Origin of the sequence: Cryobacterium sp. PH31-O1 (genome assembly GCF_030063455.1) — a bacterium.
GTDB lineage: Bacteria > Actinomycetota > Actinomycetes > Actinomycetales > Microbacteriaceae > Cryobacterium.
The window spans coordinates 365,483-386,112 of sequence record NZ_JASITB010000004.1 but is presented as its reverse complement, the minus strand read 5'-3'; the positions used below and the strand labels follow the sequence as shown (position 1 = coordinate 386,112).

Genomic DNA, 20,630 nt, shown 5'->3' with positions numbered 1-20,630 from the left:
TGCGCTCAGGCGTGAGGGTCGTACGGTTTCGGCGCGAACGCGAGAGCTACGAGCGCGCGAAGGCTTTCCAGGCTGCCGGTAACCAGGCCTTGCGCTCGGGCCTGCACCAGCACGTTCCCAATCGCTGTCGCCTCGACCGGCCCGGCCAACACGCGCAATCCGGTATGGTTCGCGGTGAGCTGGCAGAGCAATTCGTTTTGCGAGCCGCCGCCGACGATGTGAACGACACTCACTCGGGTGCCCGACAGCGAGGCAGCGAGCTGCAACGTCTGGGCGTAGGCCGCTGCGAGGCTCTCGATAATGCTGCGAACCAGCTCGACGTTCGTGCGGGGCGGTTGCAGATCATGTTCGGCGCAATACTCGCGAATTCGGCTTGGCATGTCGCCGGGTGGTAGAAATCGTGGGTCATCGACGTCGAAAATTGTGACGGGGTCGGTGACCGCCCCGGCCTGAACGATGAGTGCGGGCAGGTCGTACGACGAGCCGGCCTGTTCCCAAGTGCGGATCGATTCGCTCAGCAGCCAGAGGCCCATAACATTGCGCAGGTAGCGAAAACGCCCGTCGACGCCACCCTCGTTGGTGAAGTTGGCCGCCCGACTCGCGTCGCTCAAAACGGGCGAGGCGAGCTCAACGCCGGCCAGCGACCAGGTTCCCGACGAGATATACGCGGCGGTATCGCTCTGCATGGGAACCGCCACCACAGCGGATGCCGTGTCGTGCGACCCGACCGTCAATACAGTGAGAGGCCGGGTGGTCCCGATTTCGGCCAGAATTCTCGGCGTAACGTTGCCCACCCGGTTGCCAGCATCCACTAGCGGAGAAAACAGGGCGCGTGGCAGGCCAAGGCGGGCGATAAGGTCGTCGTCCCACTGCGAGTCGGCAACGTTCACGAGCCCTGTCGTTGACGCATTGCTGCGTTCGGCGACTTTCTCGCCGGTGAGCCAAAACGTAATCAAGTCGGGAATGAGCAGCATTCCATCGGCGCCGTCGAGGTTGCCGGCGAGGCGGTCGGCGGCCAGTTGGTACAGCGTATTGAACGGCAAAAATTGCAGGCCATTGCGGTCGTAAAGCTCGGCCGGGGAGATTTTTGCGTGCACCGCGTCGACGCCCGCCGCCGTGCGCTCATCGCGATAGTGCACCGGGTTGCCGAGCATTCGCTCGCCGCGCAGCAGGGCATAGTCGACGGCCCAGGAGTCGACGGCCACGCTGCGAAGCGCTGGGTCCTCGCGCACGGCGGCGCGCAGGCCGCCGAGGGCGCCCCGGTATAAATCCAGGATGTTCCAGTGCAGACCATCGATAATGCGCACTGGAGTATTGGCGAAGCGTGCCACCCCGCGGATGCTCAGCTCATTGGGACCAACGTGGCCGAGGATGACCCGGCCGCTGGACGCGCCGAAGTCGACCGCCGCGACTGTTCCGGACGTACTCATGCGCAGTCCGTTCGGCGCGCGGCGGCCGTCGTCATCGCAGGAACGCGGCGGCGACGCCGGCGTCGACGGGAATATGCAGCCCGGTGGTGTGGCTGAGATCGCTCGTGCACAGCACAAATACCGCATTCGCGACGTTCTCGGGCAGTACTTCACGCTTGAGCAGGGTGCGCTGGGCATAGTACTTGCCGAGGTCCTGCTCATCGACGCCGTAGACGGCGGCGCGTTTGGCACCCCAGCCGCCGGCGAAGATGCCGGAGCCGCGCACGACGCCGTCGGGGTTGATGCCATTCACCTTCACGCCGTACTCGCCGAGCTCGGCCGCGAGCAGTCGAACCTGGTGGGCCTGGTCGGCCTTCGTGGCCGAGTAGGCAATGTTGTTCGGGCCGGCGAAGACCGAGTTCTTTGAGGAGATGTAGATGATGTCGCCGCCGAGCTTCTGGTCGATGAGCACCCGCGCGGCGGCACGCGAGACCAGAAAGGAGCCCTTGGCCATCACATTGTGCTGCAGGTCCCAGTCGGCCACCGTGGTTTCCAGCAGCGACTTCGACAGCGACAGACCGGCGTTGTTCACGACCAGGTCGAGCCCGCCGAAGGCGAGCACTGCGGCATCGACGCTGGCCTGCACCTGCGCCTCGTCGGTGACGTTGGCCTGCACTCCGATCGCAACGTCCGTCCCGCCGATCTCGGCGGCCGCGGCCTGCGCCTTGGCCAGTTCGAGGTCGGCGATGACGACGCAGGCGCCCTCAGCGGCGAGCCGGGTGGCGATGGCTTTGCCGATGCCGGAGGCGGCACCGGTCACGAGTGCGACGCGGGTGGCGAGCGGTTTGGCGGCGGGCATCCGCTGCAATTTGGCTTCTTCGAGCGCCCAATACTCGATGCGAAACTTCTCGGCCTCGTTGATCGGCGCGTAGGTCGAAAGTCCCTCGGCGCCGCGCATCACGTTGATGGCGTTGATGTAGAACTCGCTCGCGACGCGGGCGGTCTGCTTGTTCGCGCCGTAGCTGAACATGCCAACGCCGGGAACCAGCACGACGAGGGGATCGGCGCCGCGAATCGCGGGTGATTCCGGGGTCGCATTGCGGTCGTAGTAGGCCTGGTAGTCGGCGCGGTATTCCTCGTGCAGAGTCACGAGGCGGGCGAGCGACTCTTCAACGGATGCCCCGCTCGGCAAATCCAGCAGCATCGGCTTCACCTTGGTGCGCAGAAAGTGGTCGGGGCAGCTGGTACCGAGCGCGGCCAGTCGCGGATGCTCGGCACGGGAGAGAAAATCGAGCACCTCTGGGGCATCGGTGAAATGACCGACCTTGGGTGCGTCGGTCGAGACGAGCCCTCTGATCGTGGGTGCGAGGGCGGCGGCGCGCGAGCGCCGCTCGGCAGCATCCGCCGGGGCATACCCCTCCAGCAGCGGCCCGAACGGCTCCGCTTTCGAGTGCGCCTCGATATAGGTACTCGCCGTGTCAATGATCCAGAGCGAGTTGGCCTCGGTGGTCTCGCTCGTGTCGCCCCAGGCCGTGATGCCGTGCCCGCCGAGAATGCAGCCGATGGACCGCGGGTTGGCTTCCTTGATGGCGGCGATGTCGAGACCGAGCTGAAAACCGGGGCGACGCCAATCCACCCAGGCCACCTTGTCACCGAAGATCGTCTGGGTGAGCGCTGCGCCGTCGGCCGCGGTCGCGATGGCAATGCCGGAGTCGGGGTGCAGGTGGTCGACGTGCGGCGCGTCGACGAGAGCGTGCATGGCCGTGTCGATAGACGGCGCGGCGCCGCCCTTGCCGTGCAGCGTGTAATCGAAGGCGGCGACCATCTCGTCTTCCCGGTCGACCCCCGGGTAGACGTTCTTCAGCGCCAGCAGCCGATCCAGGCGCAGCACCGCGAGTCCCTTTTCGGTGAGCGTGCCAAGGTCTCCGCCTGACCCCTTCACCCACAGCAGAACAACGGCCTCGCCGGTGACCGGATCGGTTTCGCTGCCCTTGGCTGAGGTATTGCCGCCGGCGTAATTCGTGTTCCTGGGGTCGGCGCCGAGCCGATTCGACCGGGCGATCAGTGCTGCTGCTTGAGTCATGAGGTTCCTTGCCGGGTGAGAGCGGATATCTGATGTTGGGTCGAGCGGGACGGCCAGGAATTGCCCACAACTCCTGCAATTTCCCGCCGTCCAGGAACGCACCCGCGTGATTCAGGGCAACTTCTTGCGACCCCGAATGAATTGCAGGAGTTATGCACGTGGAGGGGCTTACGCGCCCCAGCCGGCCTGGCTGCCGCCGACCCGCTCGGCAGCGATGCGCTCCTGGTAGCCAGAGGTGGCGTAGGCCGTCATCGGGTCGCCGGCGAGCCCGCGTGACGTGCGCCACGCGGCGAGGGCGGGGCGCACATCGGTATAGAAGGCATCCATCAGAATGCCGTTGGCGCCGAGCACATCGCCAGCATTCTGCGCGAGGGTCAGGGCGGCGCGGTCGACAAGCAGTGCGCGGGCGGTCATCTCCTGCACGTTAAGCACCGAGCGAATTTGCCCGGGGATCTTGTCCTCCACGTTGTGGCACTGGTCGAGCATGAACGCCACGGTTGAATCGGGCCCGTAACCGCCGCCGCGGATGACCTCGTAGAGGATGCGAAATAGCTGGAAAGGGTCAGCCGCGCCGACGATGAGGTCGTCGTCGGCGTAGAAACGCGAATTAAAGTCGAAGGAGCCGAGCTTGCCGAGGCGCAGCAGCTGAGCCACGATGAATTCAATGTTGGTGCCGGGAGCATGGTGGCCGGTATCGAGGCAGACGCCGGCCTTCTCACCGAGGGCAACCACCTGCGCGTAGCTGGTGCCCCAGTCGGGAACGTCGGTGTGGTAAAAAGCCGGCTCGAAGAATTTGTACTCGAGCACGAGCCGGTGGTCATCGCCCAGGCGGGCGTAGATGACCGCGAGCGACTCTGCGAGGCGGTCCTGACGTCCGCGAATATCACCCTGCCCGGGATAGTTGGTGCCGTCGGCGAGCCAGATCTTGAGGTCATTCGATCCGGTCTGATGCATGATCTCGATGCACTCAAAGTGATGGTCGATGGCCTTCTGCCGCGTTGCCGCGTTGGTGTGGGTCAGGCTGCCGAACTTGTAAGCGTCGTCCTGAAAGGTATTTGAGTTGACGGTGCCCAGCGTGAGGCCCTTGTCGGCCGCAAACCTACGCAGCGCCTGGTAATCGTCGACCTTGTCCCAGGGGATGTGCAGGGCCACTTTCGGAGCCAGGCCGGTGTACCGGTTGACCTGCGCAGCATCGGAGATCTTCTCCTGAATGGTGCGCGGAGTCCCCGGGGTTCCAAAGACCTTGAACCGGGTTCCGGAATTGCCGAACGCCCAAGAGGGCAGCTCGATGGCCTGCGCTTCGAGTTGGGTGAGCACGGCGGCACTGATCGTCACGAGGTACTTCTTTCTGTAGCGGTGGAAATGGCGTCGAGCTGGTCTTCGAGGTGAAAAACTTCGGTCAGTTGTAGAAACCCGGTGTCGGGGGCGCCGTCGAGAGCCACGAAGAATGCGTTCATCTCGGCCTGCCAGCGCGCGTTGACGGCAGTGGCGGCCATTCCGGCCTGGGCCGATGCGAGATCTGCCGTTTCGAAATAGCCGATCAGCAGTCCGTCGGGCCGAAGGAACAGGGAGTAGTTGTTCCAGTCGCTGGCTTTGAGCGCCCGGAGCATTTCAGGCCAGACCGCGGCATGGCGCCGACGATATTCGTCGATGCGCTCCGGCTTGACCTGCAGCTGAAAGCAGACGCGGTGTCTTTCGGTGCCGTGGAACAACCGCGAGTTGTGGCGGATACTCCGTGCCGCCCCGCTAGGCCAGCGCCACATGGCGATGTTCGATTCCAAGCAGGTTGGCAGCGGCCTTGATGTCGGCGGCGCGGTGCCCGAGACTCAGAGCCCAATGGTGGCCGATGCCGGTCTGGCTCCACTCATCCACCCAGACACCGGGATCGCCGCCGAAATCAACGCGGGACGTCGTGTTTCCAATTGCGAGCAGCGGACCGGGCACGACCGTGCCCTCCGAGGTTACGAACACGAAACTGCCATCCGGGTCCTGCCCGACACCGAAGGTGGTCACCGGCCCTGGTCGCACGTCGAACTCCACCGAAACACCCCAGCCGCGTTTTCCGTGATAGACACCAAGGCCGCGCAGCAAGGGTTCTCGTGCACTGACAGCGAGGTGGGCAGGGCCGTCATGGCCCATTTCAACGACACCGTCGAAGAAATTCAGCGCTTGGATTTCGGTGAAGGATCCGCCAGCACCGATTGCCTGGCTGGTCAGCATCGCGATCGAGGTGCGCAACTCGTATTCGCCGGCCATCGGAATACCGCGGGCGGTGAGCAGTGACGAGCCAAGAATCATGCCGGCGCCGAGGCGTTCATGCTGTTCGCCGGCGAGACCGCGATGATAGTAGGCCACGGAATCAAGATCGAAGTCTGCCACCAAGCGGTCTAGCCCGACCGAGACTTTCGCACCCCAAGCGAAGTCCTCCTGATTGACCGAATCGTCAATCTGAAACAGCTGGGACGCGAGGTGCATGCGGTCGCGCACTTCGGCATCCGTTACCGCGTCGACCCGCACGCGCAGGTCATCGAATTCGAGCACCTCCACGTGGGAACCGAACGTCGTTGAGACGCTGGTGAGGTCGGTCGAGACATCGAGCATGCCCGGGTAGACGTGGCCCATGAGTCCGTGACGAGCGGTTCGGAGCGTGGCTCGAGCGCCAGCTGCGTGCACCCACTGAATGATGCGTTTCCAAGCGCTTTCCTGCCGCAGGTAGCCGGATACTGACCGAAACGGGATGCCCGCGCGGCGGAAGACATTGGCGACTTCGGGAACGGGGCACTGGCCGCAGTAGGCGAGCCATTGACCGGTATCAAAATTGGCATGGTCCATTGCCTCAGTCGGCTGGAGGTCAATGACGAGCACGGGGGTTTTGGACTTCTGCGCGATCGGTAGCACCATCGATGAGGTGAGATAGGTGGCTAGAAACACCACGATTAGGTCGCAGTCTGCGACACGCAGTTTTTCGGCAGCCACCTGGGCATCTTGGGCGTCGGAAATAAAGCCGGCATCAACCACGTCAGCGTCCAGAGCGTTAAAGCGTTCGGTGACATACCGCGCTGAATTTTGCACAAGGGGCATCAGATCGGGAAACTGGGGCCAGTAGGCACCGAGTCCGCCGGAAACCAGTCCAATGCGGGTTGGACGGCGAGTCTTTGGTTTGAGAAGTCCGGTGGGCAGGCTGTGGGTGTTGTCGTCTATGTTCGTCATTGCATACTCCTGCACCGGCACGAATCCGGATTTCTGGGAGGTGGATAGATGGCGGGATTGCGGGGGACGGACGCCGTAGCACCCGTCCCACCGCACTGCGACCTAGAAGTCGTAGTCGTCGATATTGTCCGCGTTGAAGGTGGTCGGCGGGCCAACAATGACGAGGCCGTCCGCGCCGACCTCGCGCTCACCCATGTCGCCGGCATCGAACTTGTCGCCTTTGGCTCCGGTGATGGTGCCGTCGGCGAGTGCCTTGCCGGCGAACGCGGCAACGTAACCGAGTTGTGCAGGGTCCCACAAGGCGAAGGCCGTGACTGTGCCGTCCTTGACGAACGGGCGCATTTCGTTCGGCAGTCCCAGACCGGTCAGGGCAACCTTGCCCTTGTAATCCGAGGTCGAAAGATAGCGCGCCGTAGCCGCAATGCCAACCGTCGTGGGCGAGATGATTCCCTTGAGGTTCGGGTAGGCCTGAAGCAAACCCTGAGCTTCCTGGAACGACTTCGTGTCGTCATCATCGCCATACACCTTTGCAACCAGGGTGATGTCTGTGTAGTCGGGGTTGGAGGCGAGTTCCTCCTCGATGAACTTGATCCACTCGTTCTGGTTAGTCGCGTTGGCCGTGGCCGAAAGAATGGCAATTTCTCCCGATCCGCCAATCTGCTCGGCAATCAGTTTTACCTGAATTAGGGCGACGTCCTTGGCCACAACCTGGCTGATGAAAACGTCACGATACTTCGGGTTGGTGTCGGAGTCGAAAGCCACGATCTTTGCACCGGCGGCGCGGGCCTCCTCGAGGGCCGGACCGACCGCGTCGGGATCGTTCGCGGCGATGACGATGACGCTGGTCCCGGCTTGCGTCTCGGCGTTAATGAACGAAACCTGGCTAGAGGCGCTCGCTTCGAGCGGGCCGACAACCTCGATGCCAGTGAAACCAGCCGCCGTTGCACCGTCCTGCCCTCCGCCGAGAACGACGTCGGTGTAAGGGTTGTTAAGCTGCTTCGGGATGAAGGTGACGCTGAGGTCTCCCTCAGCCCCGGCGCCTGTGCCGACATCACTGCCAGAGGCACAACCGCTGGCCACGAGGGCAACGGATGCGGCAACAGCCGCGAAGGCGAATAGACGGCGAGTGCGCCTCCCCGTTGTGGGGCGAATGAACTCCATTGTCATTTCCTTTCCTGAACGCCGGATGCTGTGGCGCGGGTTGCTCCCAAGGCTGATGCCGGGGGAAGAATGCGGCGGTTTCGCCGGGTATGACGCCACTTCGAGATGCCCTCGAAAATGCTGGGGGCGACCACGGAGGCGATGAGCAGGGTGCCAGTCACAATTATGAGAACGACATCAGAAATGCGGTTTAGCCGCAGGGTGAAGTTGATGGTTCCGATCAGCAGAACTCCGGCTACAGCGCCAGGTATTGACCCTTTTCCGCCAAAAATTGAGACGCCACCGAGCAGCACGGCCGCGATAACAGTCAGCTCGAGGCCACTCGCGTTGTCACTTCGAGCACTGGAATATCTCAGTGTCCAGTAGATGCCGGCCAGGGCTGAGACAGAGCCGGATGCGACGTAGAGCCAAAATTTGGACCTCATGACGTGAATGCCAACGAACGTAGCGGCCTCCTTGCTATAGCCGAGGGCGAACAGGCCGCGGCCGAAGGGTGTGAAATGCAGGAGCACTCCAAAGAAAATGGCGACAACGATCACGCCGATCATCACCGTGGGAATGCCGGTCCCCCCGATCTTCGACGTGAAGAAGCTCGTCAGCTCAGGCGGAAAGTTTGCGACTGCGTTGTCGCCGATGACGACAAGGGCCAGACCGCGAAAAAGGGCCAAAGTACCGATGGTTACGGCGAGAGAAGGCAGGCCGAGCACCGCCACCAGCAGCCCATTGAATGCGCCGGCGAGAACGCCAGCCAGCAAGCTGATGAGCAGAACAGCTCCAATATCCAACCCCGCGGCCCAAAGAACGCCCATAAGAGCGCTTGTCAGTCCAGCGATGCTCGCAACGGAGAGGTCGATCTCACCGGTGATGATAACAAGGGTCATGGGCAGCGCGATGAGGAGGGCCGGAATCACGTCCAGAAGCAGAAAGCCGGTAGAAACTGGACTAGCGAAGCGTGGAATAAACAGCGCAGCGTAGATCACGAAAAACACGAGGGTGTAGATCATAACCGTGTCGCGGCTGAGTAATATGCGCGCTATTCCGGTTCGTCCACCGGTCGAAGGGACCTCGGAAGCTCGCACACCAGACTTGTTGGTTGCGGTCCCGAGCAGTTCGGTGGGGGGATTAGACATCGCGTGCCTCACTGAGTCGGAGCTTCTTCTGAGTTCTAATTCGAGCGACCCGATCGATGATGATCGCGGCCAGAATAAGGAGCCCGACAATAGCCTGTTGCCAGAATTTATCGACGCGAATGGCGGTGAGCGCGCTCGTGATCGTGGTCAACAAGAGCGCGCCGATTGCTGCACCGGCAACGGTTCCGCTGCCCCCGAAGATCGCAACGCCCCCGACGACGGCTGCGGCAACGATGTCGAATTCGAGCCCAGTGCCGGTCGTCGCCCCGACCGAATTGAATCTACTGGCGTACAACACGCCGGCCAGGCCAGCCAGAATCCCGTTGCTGAGAAAGGCGAGGAGCACTCGGCGGGTGACCGGAATGCCAAACAATTTGGCCGCTTCCGGGTCTGAACCGATGGCGTACAGGTCACGGCCAGGACGAGTTGAGGCCATAAAGATGGCGACGATGACGACGACGACAATCGCGATCAGTGTGATCAAGGGAAACCCGGCGATGGTATCGACAGATAAAGCTCCGAAATTGTCGGGTCGATCACCGGCGAAGTACTGCGTGCCGCCAGCCCAAGCGTTGTTGAGCCCCCGGTAGATGTAGAGCGTACCCAGGGTGATGACCAGAGACGGTACCTTTGCGATGGTTACGAGTAGCCCATTGACGGCACCGAGCAGCGCGCCGAGGGCCATACCAGTGAGAAAGACGAGAACTATTGGGATTCCTGGGACGGCCACGAAGAGGGTGCCCGTGCTGAAAGCAACGATTCCCAGAATTGAGCCGATGGACAGGTCGACGTTGCGGGTAATAATCACCATCGCTTGACCGACCGCAAGAATAATCACGATGGTGGCGTTCAACAGCAGGTCTTTTACCCCTTGTTGGCTGAGAAAGAGCGGGTTCGCGAGGTAGGTGAGGCCCACGAGAACGATCAATGCGATGGTGACCGGAATCTCGCGCCACCGCAGAACGGATGCGAAATCACGTGTGGCGCGGCGAGCGGTTTTCGGTGGCGTTTCCTGTGATGGGGCAGGCGATGTAAGTGTCATAGTCAATGCTCCAGTTGTGCGGTAGCCGCGTGCATAACCGATTCGGCTGTGGCATCTGCTCGGTCTAGTTGCGCGGTGATGCGGCCTTCGTGCATCACAAGCACTCTGTCTGCCATGCCGAGAACTTCGGGCAGCTCGCTCGAGATCATGAGAATGGCGATTCCACGACCGGCCAGGTCGGACAGGAGACGATGAACTTCGCTTTTCGTACCTACGTCGATACCCCGAGTAGGTTCGTCGACGATAAGAAGTATCGGCTCGGTAGCGAGCCACTTGGCTAGAACGACCTTCTGCTGGTTGCCGCCAGACAGAGTCGACACTTTGTATTCTTGTGAGGCAGTTTTAACTTGCAGCCGCGAGGTCCATTCCTCGGCTGCACGGCGTTCAGTCGTTCCATTGATCAGACCAAAGCGCGATAGGCGATTGCGCAGGGTCAGCGCTGCATTCCGGGCCACGGACAGGTCCATAACGAGTCCCTGCTTGCGACGGTCTTCGGGAACAAACCCGATCCCCGCATCGATTGCGGCCTGTGGGTTGTTTCTCTTTAGGCGGGTACCGTTCAACTCCACGAAACCTTGATCGTAGGTATCGATGCCGAAAACTGCCCGAGCCACCTCGGTGCGGCCAGCGCCAACCAGGCCTGCCAGGGCAACGATCTCGCCGGCCTTGACCTCGAAACTGATATCAGAAAAGACGCCGACCCGGGAGAGCTTTGAAACATTCAGAATGGTGTCGCCAACCTTGGCGGCGACTTTTGGAAATAGCTCTCCGATGTCTCGACCAACCATCTCGTGGACGATTTCCGGAACGGTAACGCTCTCGGTCGAATGGGTAGATATGTATTCGCCATCGCGCATAACCGTGATCCGGTCGCAGAGCGCGAATACCTCGTCGAAGCGATGCGATATGAAAAGGATGCCAGCACCACTGGCTCGCAGAGCGCGGGCGACCTGAAACAGGCGCTCAACTTCAATGCCCGACAGTGCTGCCGTTGGTTCGTCCATGATGAGTACGCTCGCATCGAGCGAGATGGCTTTGGCGATCTCGATGATCTGTTGATCGGCGATTGACAAGCCTTCGGCGATGCGGTCCGGGTCTATCCGCACGCCGAGACGGTCGAACAGTGCTCGGGCCTGAGCCCGCATGGCGGAGCGGTTGATCAGGCCGAGAGCATTCTTCGGCTGTCGTCCGATGAAGATGTTCTCGGCCACCGTGAGATCAGGAAAGAGCGTCGGCTCCTGGTAGATGACTGAAATGCCTTCGGCCTTGCTATCAGCAACCGTGCGAAAAGCCACAGGCTTGCCCTTCACGAGGAACTCGCCGGCATCGAGGTTGTAAAGCCCCGCAAGGATCTTGACCAAGGTGGACTTGCCGGCACCGTTTTCGCCGACCAGCGCATGGATCTCACCGGGAAGAATCTCGACCACGCCGTCCGCGAGGGCGACGACCGGGCCGAAGGCCTTGGCCGCACCTCGGATCGACAGAAGTGGTGTCTTCGACCGTTCGGCGGCCATCTCTGGGCTGTTGATCATAACGAGGTTGTGCCTCCACATTGAGGAATAGCTTAAAATGAATCGTTTCATTTTGACTGCTTAGTGAATACTACGGTTGCTGCCACCCAGTCGTCAACAATCATTTCCAGGATCGTTTCCGAATTGAAACGGAACGCGAAGTCGGCGCTCTGATTCGTTTAATCGTGGTCGGTACTGGCCAATAGGCTGGGGACTCGCGGCTCGTCCAGCAAAGGAGACATCGTGGCATCGATCAGCGTGAACGACGTCGCCGCCGCCGCCGGGGTATCGGTGGGGACGGTGTCGAATGTGTTGAACCGGCCGGACAAGGTGTCGCCGGGTACGGTCGCCCGGGTGCAGGCGGTGATTGCCGAGCTGGGTTTTGTGCGCAACGACGCTGCCCGCCAGCTGCGCGCCGGGCGCAGCCGGAGCCTCGGGCTCATCGTGCTCGACGTGGCCAACCCGTTCTTCACCGACCTGGCCCGTGGTGCCGAAGATCGCGCGGCAGAAGACGGTCTTGCGGTCCTTCTTGGCAATACCGACGACAACGTGGCTCGCGAGGCCGCCTACCTCGATCTGTTCGAAGAGCAGCGGGTGCACGGGGTGCTGATCTCCCCGCTCGGTGACATCGGCGAGCGACTCAACCGATTGCGGGCGCGCGGAACCCCGACCGTGTTGGTCGATCGCCAAACGGAGGACCGCAGTTTTTCGTCCGTGGCCGTCGACGACATTGCCGGTGGGCGCCTCGCCGCGCAACACCTGATCTCACTTGGAAGAACTCGCCTCGCCTTCGTCGGCGGGCCGAACAGCATCCGTCAGGTGGTCGATCGGCTAAGCGGCGCCCGCCTGGCCGTCGCGGAGCATTCGTCTGTCTCTCTCGAGGTCGTCGACACCGACGCGCTGTCGGTGCTGGCTGGACGCGCTGCGGGGCAACAGATGCTGGTGCGTGCGCCCGGCGACCGTCCCGACGCCATTTTCGCCGCTAACGACCTGCTCGCCATCGGCGTTCTGCAGGCGCTCAACATGCGCGGCGACCTGCACGTGCCTCGCGACATCGCCCTGATCGGCTACGACGACATCGCCTTTGCGGCCGCTGCCGTGGTGCCGTTGTCGTCGATCCGCCAGCCGAGCGTGCTGATCGGCTATACCGCCGTCGACCTGCTGCTGCGCGAGGCGCAGGGTGGCGACGAGTTTGAGCACGAGCAGATCGTGTTTCAGCCCGAACTCGTCATTCGCGAGTCCACCGCTTCCTAGCGGCGAGTCCGAGACCCGGGCCCGAAAAGTTCTAGCGTGGCGCGGTGGCCTCGACGATCGCGATCTCACGCGTGGCGGTCTCGCGATTGAGCGCGGCAGCCTCCGCGCGCCCGTCGCCGGCGTGCAGAACACGCACCCGTGGCGCAGAGAACGGATGCAGCTGCACTCGCAAGCGGCGATACCGCACCATCCAAAACAGCACGACGACCGCCGCCAACAGGCCGGAGATCGCGGCGAGGCCGAGGGCCCAACGGGGGCCGAAGGCATCCGCTACCCAGCCCACGAGCGGAGCGCCGAGGGGCGTGCCGCCCACAAAGATGGCCATGTACAGCGCCATCACGCGGCCACGCATCTCGGGCCTGGTCGTGGTCTGCACATAGGCGTTCGCCGTCGTCATGAGCGTGAGCGATGACAACCCGACGAGCGTGAGAGATATGGCGAAACTGGCATACGTCGGCATAATCGCCGACAGCGCGCAGGCCACGCCGAACAGGGCGGCGCCGAGCACCACGAGGCGCAACCGAGCGCGGCTGCGCCTAGCGGCGAGCAGCGCACCGACGACGGCGCCAATGGCCATGATCGAGCTGAGCAGGCCAAACTCTGCGGCTCCTCGGCCGAACTCGATCGTGGCCATGGTCGAGGTGAAAATGGCAAAGTTCAGGCCGAAGGTGCCGATCAGAAAGACCGCGATCATCACGACGACGATGTCGCTGCGCCCGCGCACGTAGCGAAAACCGGCCAGAAGCTGCCCGCGTTCCCGGCCTGCCTTAGGCTGGCGGCGCAGCTGGTGTGTGCGCAGCAGCGTCATCGCGAAGACCGTCGCGGCGAAGGTGACCGCGTTGATCATGAACACCCAGCCGGCACCCACGGCGACCGTGAGCAGGCCGGCCGCCGCCGGCCCAATCAGGCGGGCACCGTGGAACGAGGCCGAGTTGAGCGCGACCGCATTGGACAGCTGGTCTTCGGCGACGAGCTCAGAGACGAAGGTCTGGCGGGCCGGCGCGTCGATCGCCGCGACGACGCCCAAACCCAGCGCGAACAGGTAAACGTGCCACAGCTGGGCCACCTCGAGCACTGTCAGAATGCCCAGGCCGAGCGCCAGCAGCCCCATGAGGGTCTGGGTCAGAATGAGCAGCTTGCGCCGGTTGAACCGGTCAGCAATGAGCCCAGACCACGGCATCAGGACGAGCTGCGGGCCGAGCTGCAGCGCCATGGTGATGCCGACCGCCGTCGCGTCGTAATCGGTGAGCTGGGTTAGCACGATCCAGTCCTGCGCGGTGCGCTGCATCCAGGTGCCGATGTTCGACACCAGGGCCCCGGCGAACCAGATGCGGTAATTGACGACGCTCAGGGAGCGAAACATGGCACTCAACTGTCGGCAAGCTCCTTCATGATCAGGGTCGCGTCGGCGAGAGTCCGGTGTTGTTCGGGGCTCAGCTGGGCGACGCGTTGCACCAGCCAGGCATCCCGGCGCTTGCGGGTTTCGGTCATCATCGCGCGCGCGGCATCCGTCGTGCTGAGCACGATCTTGCGGCCGTCAAGCGCGGAGCCGGTGCGGGTGACGAGGCCGGCATCGACGAGGCACTTCACGGTGCGGGTCATTGACGGCGGGGTGACCCGCTCGAATTCGCTCAGCTCGGTGAGGGTGAGTGGACCGTGCACGTGCAGCACGCCGAGTGCTGAGAATTGGCCGCTGCCCAGTTCGTTCTCGGCCTTCTCCTGACGCAGGCGACGGGCCAGACGGCCATTGGCGAGTCGAAATTCGTGGCTAAGTTCGGCCGTACTGGTCGCTGCGGTGGGCTGGGTCTCTGCGGGGAGCTGAGCTTTGATGACTCCGAGCCCTGACGTGTTGGGAGGTGTTCGCGATTCCATAGATACTTAGCATAGCAAATTAGCTTTGCTAAGTACATTACTGCGGACCGCTCCGCCCAAACACGGCAGACTGGCCTCGTGCCCACATATACGGATGCCTCTGGCCTGGTTGTCACCTACTACGTCTGGCCGGTCGCCGCCCCGCGCGGGGTGATCCAGCTCGCGCACGGCGTCGGCGAACACGCCCAGCGTTATGCGGCACTCGCCGCCGACCTCAACCGGGCCGGCTACGCGGTATACGCCGACGACCACCTGGGTCACGGCCAGACCGGGCTGGCCCAGCATGGCGGCGATCACACCAGGCTCGGCCGGCTCGGCGCGGGCGGGCTGCGCGCGGCAGTGGCCGGCGTGCATCAGCTGAGCGGCATCATCCGCTTAGAAAACCCGAATCTGCCGCTCGTGCTGCTTGGGCACAGCTGGGGATCGTTTATGGTGCAGATGATCGTGAACGAGCATGCTGCCGAGTATGACGCCGTCGTACTCTCTGGCACCGCGTACCGCTGGCCCGGCTCCCTCGACGGCGGCGACCTGAACCGCAAACACAAGACGCTCGGCACGACCGGGGTCGAGTGGCTCAGCCGCGATCCGGCCGTAGCTAAAGCCTTCGTGGCCGACCCGTTGACGACGGCGACGCCGCTCGCGAAGCTGTTCGGCCTGCGCGAAGCCGCCCGCCTGTTCGGCCGGCCGGCCAGAAACCTTCCAACGGACCTGCCGATGCTCGTGCTGGTCGGGGGCGACGATACCGTCGGCGGTGAACGCAGCGCGCTCAAACTGGTGACCGCATATATTCGACGTTCCGGGCTGCGCGACGTGCGTTTGATCGTGTATCCGGGCGCGCGGCACGAAGTCTTCAACGAGACTAACCGCGACGAGGTGATTGGCGACCTCGTGGCCTGGTTAGACGAGCGCTTCACGCCCACGCCGTAGGCTGGTTGCATGCATGGTGAATATAAGGTTCCGGGCGGCAAACTGGTCATCGTTGATCTGGATGTCGTCGATGATGTCATCGCCAACTTTCGCCTGGCCGGCGACTTTTTTCTCGAACCCGACGATGCCCTCGAAGACATCAATGCCGCGGTGATCGGCCTGCCCGCCGGCAGTTCGGCGGCCGCAATTGCCGCTGCCGTGCGAGAAGCCTTGCCCACCGGCGCGATTTTGCTCGGCTTCTCGCCGGAGGCTGTGGCCGTGGCGATCCGCCGGTCGCTCGCGCAGGCGAGCACCTGGCGGGACTACGACTGGCAGATAATCCACTCGCAGAAGCCCGTCGCGCCCGTGTTGCAGATGGCCCTCGACGAGGTGCTCGCCACCGAGGTCGGCGAGGGACGCCGGCAGCCCACCCTGCGCATCTGGGAGTGGAACGAGCCGGCCGTTGTCATCGGCAGCTTTCAGTCGCTCAAGAACGAGGTCGATCCGGAGAATGCCGCGAAATACGGCTTCACCGTTGTGCGGCGCATCAGCGGTGGCGGCGCCATGTTCATGGAGGCCGGCTCGGTCATCACCTATTCCATTTATGCGCCGACCGACCTCGTGCAAGGTATGAGTTTCGCCGACTCCTACGCGTTCCTCGATGAGTGGGTCATCACCGCGCTCAAGTCCCTCGGCATCGATGCGCGCTATCAGCCGCTGAACGACATCACGAGCCCGAGCGGCAAGATCGGCGGTGCAGCGCAGAAGCGACTCGGCAGCGGAGCCGTGCTGCACCACGTCACCATGAGCTACGACATGGACGGCGAAAAAATGGTGCAGGTGCTGCGCATCGGCCGGGAGAAGCTCAGCGATAAGGGCATCACGAGCGCCGCTAAACGAGTTGACCCGCTACGCAGCCAGACCGGCCTGAGCCGCGCCGCCATCATCGACCGCATGAAGGAGACCTTCACCGGCCTCTACGGCGCCACCGCGAGTGACGTCACCGCCGAGGAATACGCGAAGGCCACCGAACTCGTCGCGAACAAGTTCAGTACAGAGGCCTGGTTAACCCGGGTTCCCTAACGCTGCGCGCCTCCAACAATCCGGCGAGCGGATACCGCGGGCTGGGCCAACGGCATCCGCTCACGCCAGCATCCGGTCGGGCTACCTGCCCCGAGTCAGCAGGTCCTGGTATTCGGCGTGCCGGTCGATCCAGCGTGCCACGTAGGAGCACTCGGGCACCACGGCGAGGTCGGTGCGCACCCGCACATCATCGAGCGCCTGCTCGACCAGGATGCTCGCCAAACCGTGGGCGCGCTGCGCCGGGTCGACCTCGGTGTGGGTGAAATGCACGGCCGTCGACGTCGTGATGTAATCGGCCAGGCCGACCGGTTGCTCGCCGAGCAGCACCGTGTAGCGGCTCTGCTCGGGGTCGTGGCGCACCTCGAGAGTTCCGACATCAGCCAGATCCTGCGAGTGGATGGTCGTCGATTCAGCAGTCATCCCGACAGACTAAGCCGATTGATGGCGCGCGGGCTGAAAGAATGGACAAATGCCAAAAGAGTGGACACCGACCAGCCCCAGCCGTGTCATCCACGCCGACAACCTCGGAGTGCTGCCGAGCCTGCCCGATGGTGCCTTCACCCTGATCTACCTCGACCCGCCGTTCAATACCGGCCGGTCGCAGAAACGACAGAGCACCACTTCGGTGCGCTCGGTCGCCGTCGACGGCTCGCACGCGGTCGGCACGATCACCGGTTTCAAGGGGCAGCGCTACGAACGCATCAAGGGTGACCTGCTCGGCTACGACGACCAGTTCGAAGACTACTGGGCCTTTCTCGAACCGCGCCTGATCGAAGCCTGGCGCCTGCTCGCCGACGACGGCACCCTCTACCTACACCTGGACTACCGCGAAGCGCATTACGCCAAGGTGCTGCTCGACGCCCTGTTTGGCCGGGAATGCTTTCTCAACGAACTCATCTGGGCTTACGACTACGGCGCCAAATCCAAGAACAAATGGCCGACCAAGCACGATACGATCCTGGTCTACGTCAAGAATCCCGCCCGATATTACTTCGACTCGACCACTGTTGACCGCGAGCCGTACATGGCTCCCGGCCTCGTCACGCCCGAAAAGGTGGCCAAGGGCAAACTGCCCACGGACGTTTGGTGGCACACCATCGTCTCGCCCACCGGCAAGGAGAAAACCGGCTACCCCACCCAGAAACCGATCGGAATCCTGCGCCGCATCATCCAGGCGTCGAGCCGCGAGGGCGACTGGGTACTCGATTTCTTCGCCGGCAGCGGAACGACAGGGGCGGTTGCCGCCGCGCTCGGCCGCCGTTTCGTGCTCATCGACCAGAACCCCGAGGCGCTCGCCGTGATGCGCGCCCGGTTCAAGCCGCTTGCCGACATCGATTTTCCTGATCCTGCCCTACCCCTGTGACCCAACTCGGCATGGTGGCACGTCTTCGAGAAGTCGGCACGTGTTCAAACCGGTGCCAACCTCTCAAACTCGGGCCGGGAGGCCGGGTGCGGCCAGTCAGGCCGCGTGCGCCGCCCGAATGTGGTCCGCGTACATGCGCCCGCTGTCCTTGACCGTGCGCTCGAGGGTGTCGTAGTCGACCCGCACGATGCCGAAGCGTTTCTCGTAGCCGTACGACCACTCAAAATTGTCGAGCAGCGACCAGACGAAGTACCCGCGCACGTCGGCGCCGGCCGCGATTGCCTCACCCACCTTGTCGATGTGCGAGGCGACGTAGTCGGTGCGCAGGACGTCGTGCACGTCGCCGTCGGCGCTCACCCTGTCGTCGTAGGCCGCGCCGTTCTCGGTGACATAGAGCGGCGGGAGCCCGTCGTACTCCTCGCCGAGCCGCACGAGCAGCAGGCGCAGCCCGTCGGGGTTGACCTCCCAGTCCATCGCGGTGCGTGGCAGCCCGCGGCTGGGAAAGGTTAGGTACTCCGAGCCGACCCACGGCGATCCAACCGAACGCGCAGCGCCGCCGGCGTGAGAGTCGCTCGCCGAGGCATCAGCATGCCCGCTCACGAGGTCGTCGTGATAGTGGTTGACGCCGAGAAAATCGAGCGGAGCTGCGATGATTGCCAGGTCGTCTGAGTGGATGACCTCGGCCAGGCCGAGCGGCTCGAGGTCGCGCAGGGTGTCCTCCGGGTAGGCGCCGCGCAGCAGCGGGTCGAGAAAGATGCGGTTGGCTAGCGAATCGAGCCGTCGAGCCGCTTCGATATCGACCGGGTCGGCGGCATCGCGCGGCACGGCATTGGTGAGGTTGAGTGTGATCCCGAGCTGCTGGGCTCCCGCCGAGCGCAGCGCGTTCACCGCGAGCCCGTGCGCGAGGTGCTGGTGATGCACGGCGGCGACCGCGGCCCGGCCGTCCTGCCGGCCCGGCGCGTGCACGCCAGATCCGTAGCCGAGCAGCGAGGAACAGAAAGGCTCGTTGAAGGTGGTCCAGTGGGTGACCCGATCGCCGAGCGCGGCGTAGACATCCGCTGCGTAGTCGACGAAACGGTACGCGGTGTCGCGATTGGCCCAGCCGCCCTTCTCTTCGAGCGCCTGCGGCAGGTCCCAGTGGTAGAGGGTGAGCCAGGGCAGAATTCCCGCGGCGAGAAGTTCGTCGACCAGCCGGGAGTAGAAATCGAGCCCCTCCGGGTTCACAGCGCGGTCGCCGGGGCGCACCCGCGCCCAACTGGTGGAAAAGCGGTAAGCGTCAAGGCCCAGCGAAGCCATGAGTCGCACATCGGCGGGCATGCGGTGGTAGTGGTCCACGGCCGTTTCGAGGTCGTCACCGCCCGCGATGGCGCCAGGAATCCGCGCGAAAGCGTCCCAGATCGAGTCTTCCTTGCCGCCGGCATGGCCGGCGCCCTCGATCTGCGCGGCGGCCGTCGCCGACCCCCAGAGAAATCCGTGCGGCCAGGTGAACGGTGTGGGTTCGGTCTGTGACATGACACGACGGTACCCGGTGACGCCCGCTTCGACCAGTATTCCTGCCGGATCGGATTCGCCAGTTCACCGCCGGCCTGTCAGGACTCTGATATTGGTCGCGGCTAAGCTCGAATCATGCTGCAGAACAACGAACCCACGGAGGCCGACCAGCGGCGCCTCCGGCGCCGGTTTCTCATCGGCGTACTCATCGTGGGAGCGCTCGTCGCTCTCGCTGCGGTCGCGCTCTACCTGAGCGCCGCCATGAGTGCCTGAGCAGTTCCTCCAAACGAAGTGAGTACATTGTGCAGTTAACCCGGTGGCAGCGACTCGGCCTGACCGCGGCCGTCGGAGCCGTGCTCGCCGTCGGCGCGACCGCGCTGGTCGTGCAGGCCATTGAGAGTTCCGGTGACCCGGCGAAGACCGCTCAGTCAACGGATGCCGCCACCCCGGCCGCAACGGATGACCCGGCGCGGGTCACTCCCGCCGACCCGGTCGCTGCTGTCGAGGTGGAGGCGGCGCCGGTGCAAAGCGCCGCCGTCACCGCCCAACTGGACTACGCGCTTGCACACTGGAAGCTGGAAAACTACAACGCCGCAGAGTGGGGCATCCTCGGAGAGAACGACTGCGTCAATTTCGCCAGTCAGGTCATGATCGCGCGCGGCTGGACCATGGACGGCGTCTGGTCGAGCCCGAAGAACGGCAACGCCTACGGTGCCTCGGCGGCCTGGCGCAGTTCCACCGCTTTCATGAAATACATCGCCTCGACGGGTAAGGCCACGGCCCTGACCGATCAGCAGCGCGACCAGGTAAAGGTCGGCGATATCGCGCAATTCGACTGGGACAACACCGGCGACCGCGACCACACCGGCATTGTCACCAGGGTAGAGCGGGTCGGCGACACCACTGAGATCTTCTTCGCCGGGCACACCCTGGATTCTGACTACCGGTCCGTGGATACGGCGATCACGGTGGATCACCCGGGCGCAACGGCTTACTACTGGAGTGTTCCGTAGATTTACGGTTGTTGTCTGGCCGTGGGCCGCGCTCGCATCGGGTCATCCACTCCTTAGCTCAAGCACCACGCCCCGCGGATAACCCCAGCGCTCCTCAGCGGT

19 protein-coding genes are annotated in these 20,630 nt (G+C 63.6%); 6 read left to right on the top strand and 13 right to left on the bottom strand.

The features are described from left to right. Positions 1-5: 5 nt before the first annotated feature. The 9 genes from QMK31_RS11080 to QMK31_RS11040 all read right to left on the bottom strand — a co-directional run bounded on the left by QMK31_RS11080 (position 6) and on the right by QMK31_RS11040 (position 11,549). Positions 6-1,430 carry a rhamnulokinase gene (locus QMK31_RS11080; protein ID WP_283500993.1) on the bottom strand — a complete coding sequence of 475 codons (1,425 nt, stop codon included), beginning with the start codon at positions 1,428-1,430 and terminating at the stop codon, positions 6-8. Positions 1,431-1,461: 31 nt separating this feature from the next. Continuing rightward, positions 1,462-3,492: a bifunctional aldolase/short-chain dehydrogenase gene (locus QMK31_RS11075; RefSeq protein WP_283500992.1), complete on the bottom strand. Its 2,031-nt coding sequence runs from the start codon at positions 3,490-3,492 to the stop codon at positions 1,462-1,464. A gap of 168 nt (positions 3,493-3,660) precedes the next feature. Continuing rightward, positions 3,661-4,827 (bottom strand): L-rhamnose isomerase, encoded by a 1,167-nt coding sequence (gene rhaI / locus QMK31_RS11070; protein WP_283500991.1) that lies wholly within the window; start codon positions 4,825-4,827, stop codon positions 3,661-3,663. Continuing rightward, a complete protein-coding gene (locus tag QMK31_RS11065; RefSeq protein ID WP_283500990.1) occupies positions 4,824-5,204 on the bottom strand; it encodes an L-rhamnose mutarotase in 381 nt (126 codons plus the stop codon). The genes rhaI and QMK31_RS11065 overlap by 4 nt, the downstream gene beginning before the upstream one ends. A gap of 34 nt (positions 5,205-5,238) precedes the next feature. Continuing rightward, complete coding sequence (locus QMK31_RS11060) at positions 5,239-6,702, bottom strand: L-fucose/L-arabinose isomerase family protein (protein WP_283500989.1); 1,464 nt, start codon at positions 6,700-6,702, stop codon at positions 5,239-5,241. 102 nt (positions 6,703-6,804) lie between these two features. Beyond that, positions 6,805-7,869, bottom strand: a complete 1,065-nt coding sequence (gene rhaS, locus QMK31_RS11055; protein ID WP_502852977.1) for a rhamnose ABC transporter substrate-binding protein — start codon at positions 7,867-7,869, stop codon at positions 6,805-6,807. After that, entirely contained in the window at positions 7,866-8,993 is a 1,128-nt protein-coding gene (locus tag QMK31_RS11050) for an ABC transporter permease (protein ID WP_283500988.1), read from the bottom strand. The genes rhaS and QMK31_RS11050 overlap by 4 nt, the downstream gene beginning before the upstream one ends. Further along, positions 8,986-10,035, bottom strand: coding sequence for an ABC transporter permease (locus QMK31_RS11045; protein WP_283500987.1), 1,050 nt, complete (start codon positions 10,033-10,035; stop codon positions 8,986-8,988). Before QMK31_RS11045 ends, QMK31_RS11050 begins: the two co-directional genes overlap by 8 nt. A 2-nt stretch (positions 10,036-10,037) precedes the next feature. Further along, positions 10,038-11,549: a sugar ABC transporter ATP-binding protein gene (locus QMK31_RS11040; protein WP_283501025.1), complete on the bottom strand. Its 1,512-nt coding sequence runs from the start codon at positions 11,547-11,549 to the stop codon at positions 10,038-10,040. Between the two features lie 240 nt (positions 11,550-11,789). Here QMK31_RS11040 and QMK31_RS11035 point away from each other — a divergent pair, with 240 nt between their 5' ends. Further along, complete coding sequence (locus QMK31_RS11035; RefSeq protein ID WP_283500986.1) at positions 11,790-12,800, top strand: LacI family DNA-binding transcriptional regulator; 1,011 nt, start codon at positions 11,790-11,792, stop codon at positions 12,798-12,800. A gap of 31 nt (positions 12,801-12,831) precedes the next feature. Here the strand turns inward: QMK31_RS11035 and QMK31_RS11030 are convergent, their stop codons facing one another. Both QMK31_RS11030 and QMK31_RS11025 read right to left on the bottom strand, forming a co-directional pair. Then, a complete protein-coding gene (locus QMK31_RS11030) occupies positions 12,832-14,163 on the bottom strand; it encodes an MFS transporter (protein WP_283500985.1) in 1,332 nt (443 codons plus the stop codon). Positions 14,164-14,168: 5 nt separating this feature from the next. Continuing rightward, on the bottom strand, positions 14,169-14,672 hold the full coding sequence (locus QMK31_RS11025) for a MarR family winged helix-turn-helix transcriptional regulator (RefSeq protein WP_283500984.1): 504 nt from the start codon (positions 14,670-14,672) through the stop codon (positions 14,169-14,171). A 78-nt stretch (positions 14,673-14,750) separates the two neighbouring features. Here QMK31_RS11025 and QMK31_RS11020 point away from each other — a divergent pair, with 78 nt between their 5' ends. Both QMK31_RS11020 and lplAB read left to right on the top strand, forming a co-directional pair. Continuing rightward, a complete protein-coding gene (locus tag QMK31_RS11020; protein ID WP_283500983.1) occupies positions 14,751-15,599 on the top strand; it encodes an alpha/beta fold hydrolase in 849 nt (282 codons plus the stop codon). 9 nt (positions 15,600-15,608) lie between these two features. Beyond that, positions 15,609-16,661, top strand: coding sequence for a lipoate-protein ligase LplAB (lplAB, locus tag QMK31_RS11015; RefSeq protein ID WP_283500982.1), 1,053 nt, complete (start codon positions 15,609-15,611; stop codon positions 16,659-16,661). Positions 16,662-16,742: 81 nt separating this feature from the next. On the opposite strand, the gene QMK31_RS11010 is transcribed toward lplAB, so the two are convergent. Then, entirely contained in the window at positions 16,743-17,081 is a 339-nt protein-coding gene (locus QMK31_RS11010; RefSeq protein ID WP_283500981.1) for a GNAT family N-acetyltransferase, read from the bottom strand. A 49-nt stretch (positions 17,082-17,130) separates the two neighbouring features. Between QMK31_RS11010 and QMK31_RS11005 the strand changes: the two genes are divergently transcribed. After that, entirely contained in the window at positions 17,131-18,024 is an 894-nt protein-coding gene (locus QMK31_RS11005; RefSeq protein WP_283500980.1) for a DNA-methyltransferase, read from the top strand. A gap of 96 nt (positions 18,025-18,120) precedes the next feature. Here the strand turns inward: QMK31_RS11005 and QMK31_RS11000 are convergent, their stop codons facing one another. Continuing rightward, positions 18,121-19,536 carry a GH1 family beta-glucosidase gene (locus QMK31_RS11000; RefSeq protein WP_283500979.1) on the bottom strand — a complete coding sequence of 472 codons (1,416 nt, stop codon included), beginning with the start codon at positions 19,534-19,536 and terminating at the stop codon, positions 18,121-18,123. A gap of 114 nt (positions 19,537-19,650) precedes the next feature. Between QMK31_RS11000 and QMK31_RS10995 the strand changes: the two genes are divergently transcribed. Further along, positions 19,651-19,788 (top strand): hypothetical protein, encoded by a 138-nt coding sequence (locus QMK31_RS10995; RefSeq protein WP_283500978.1) that lies wholly within the window; start codon positions 19,651-19,653, stop codon positions 19,786-19,788. A 29-nt stretch (positions 19,789-19,817) separates the two neighbouring features. Beyond that, positions 19,818-20,528 carry an amidase domain-containing protein gene (locus QMK31_RS10990; RefSeq protein WP_283500977.1) on the top strand — a complete coding sequence of 237 codons (711 nt, stop codon included), beginning with the start codon at positions 19,818-19,820 and terminating at the stop codon, positions 20,526-20,528. The last annotated feature ends 102 nt before the right edge of the window (positions 20,529-20,630 follow it).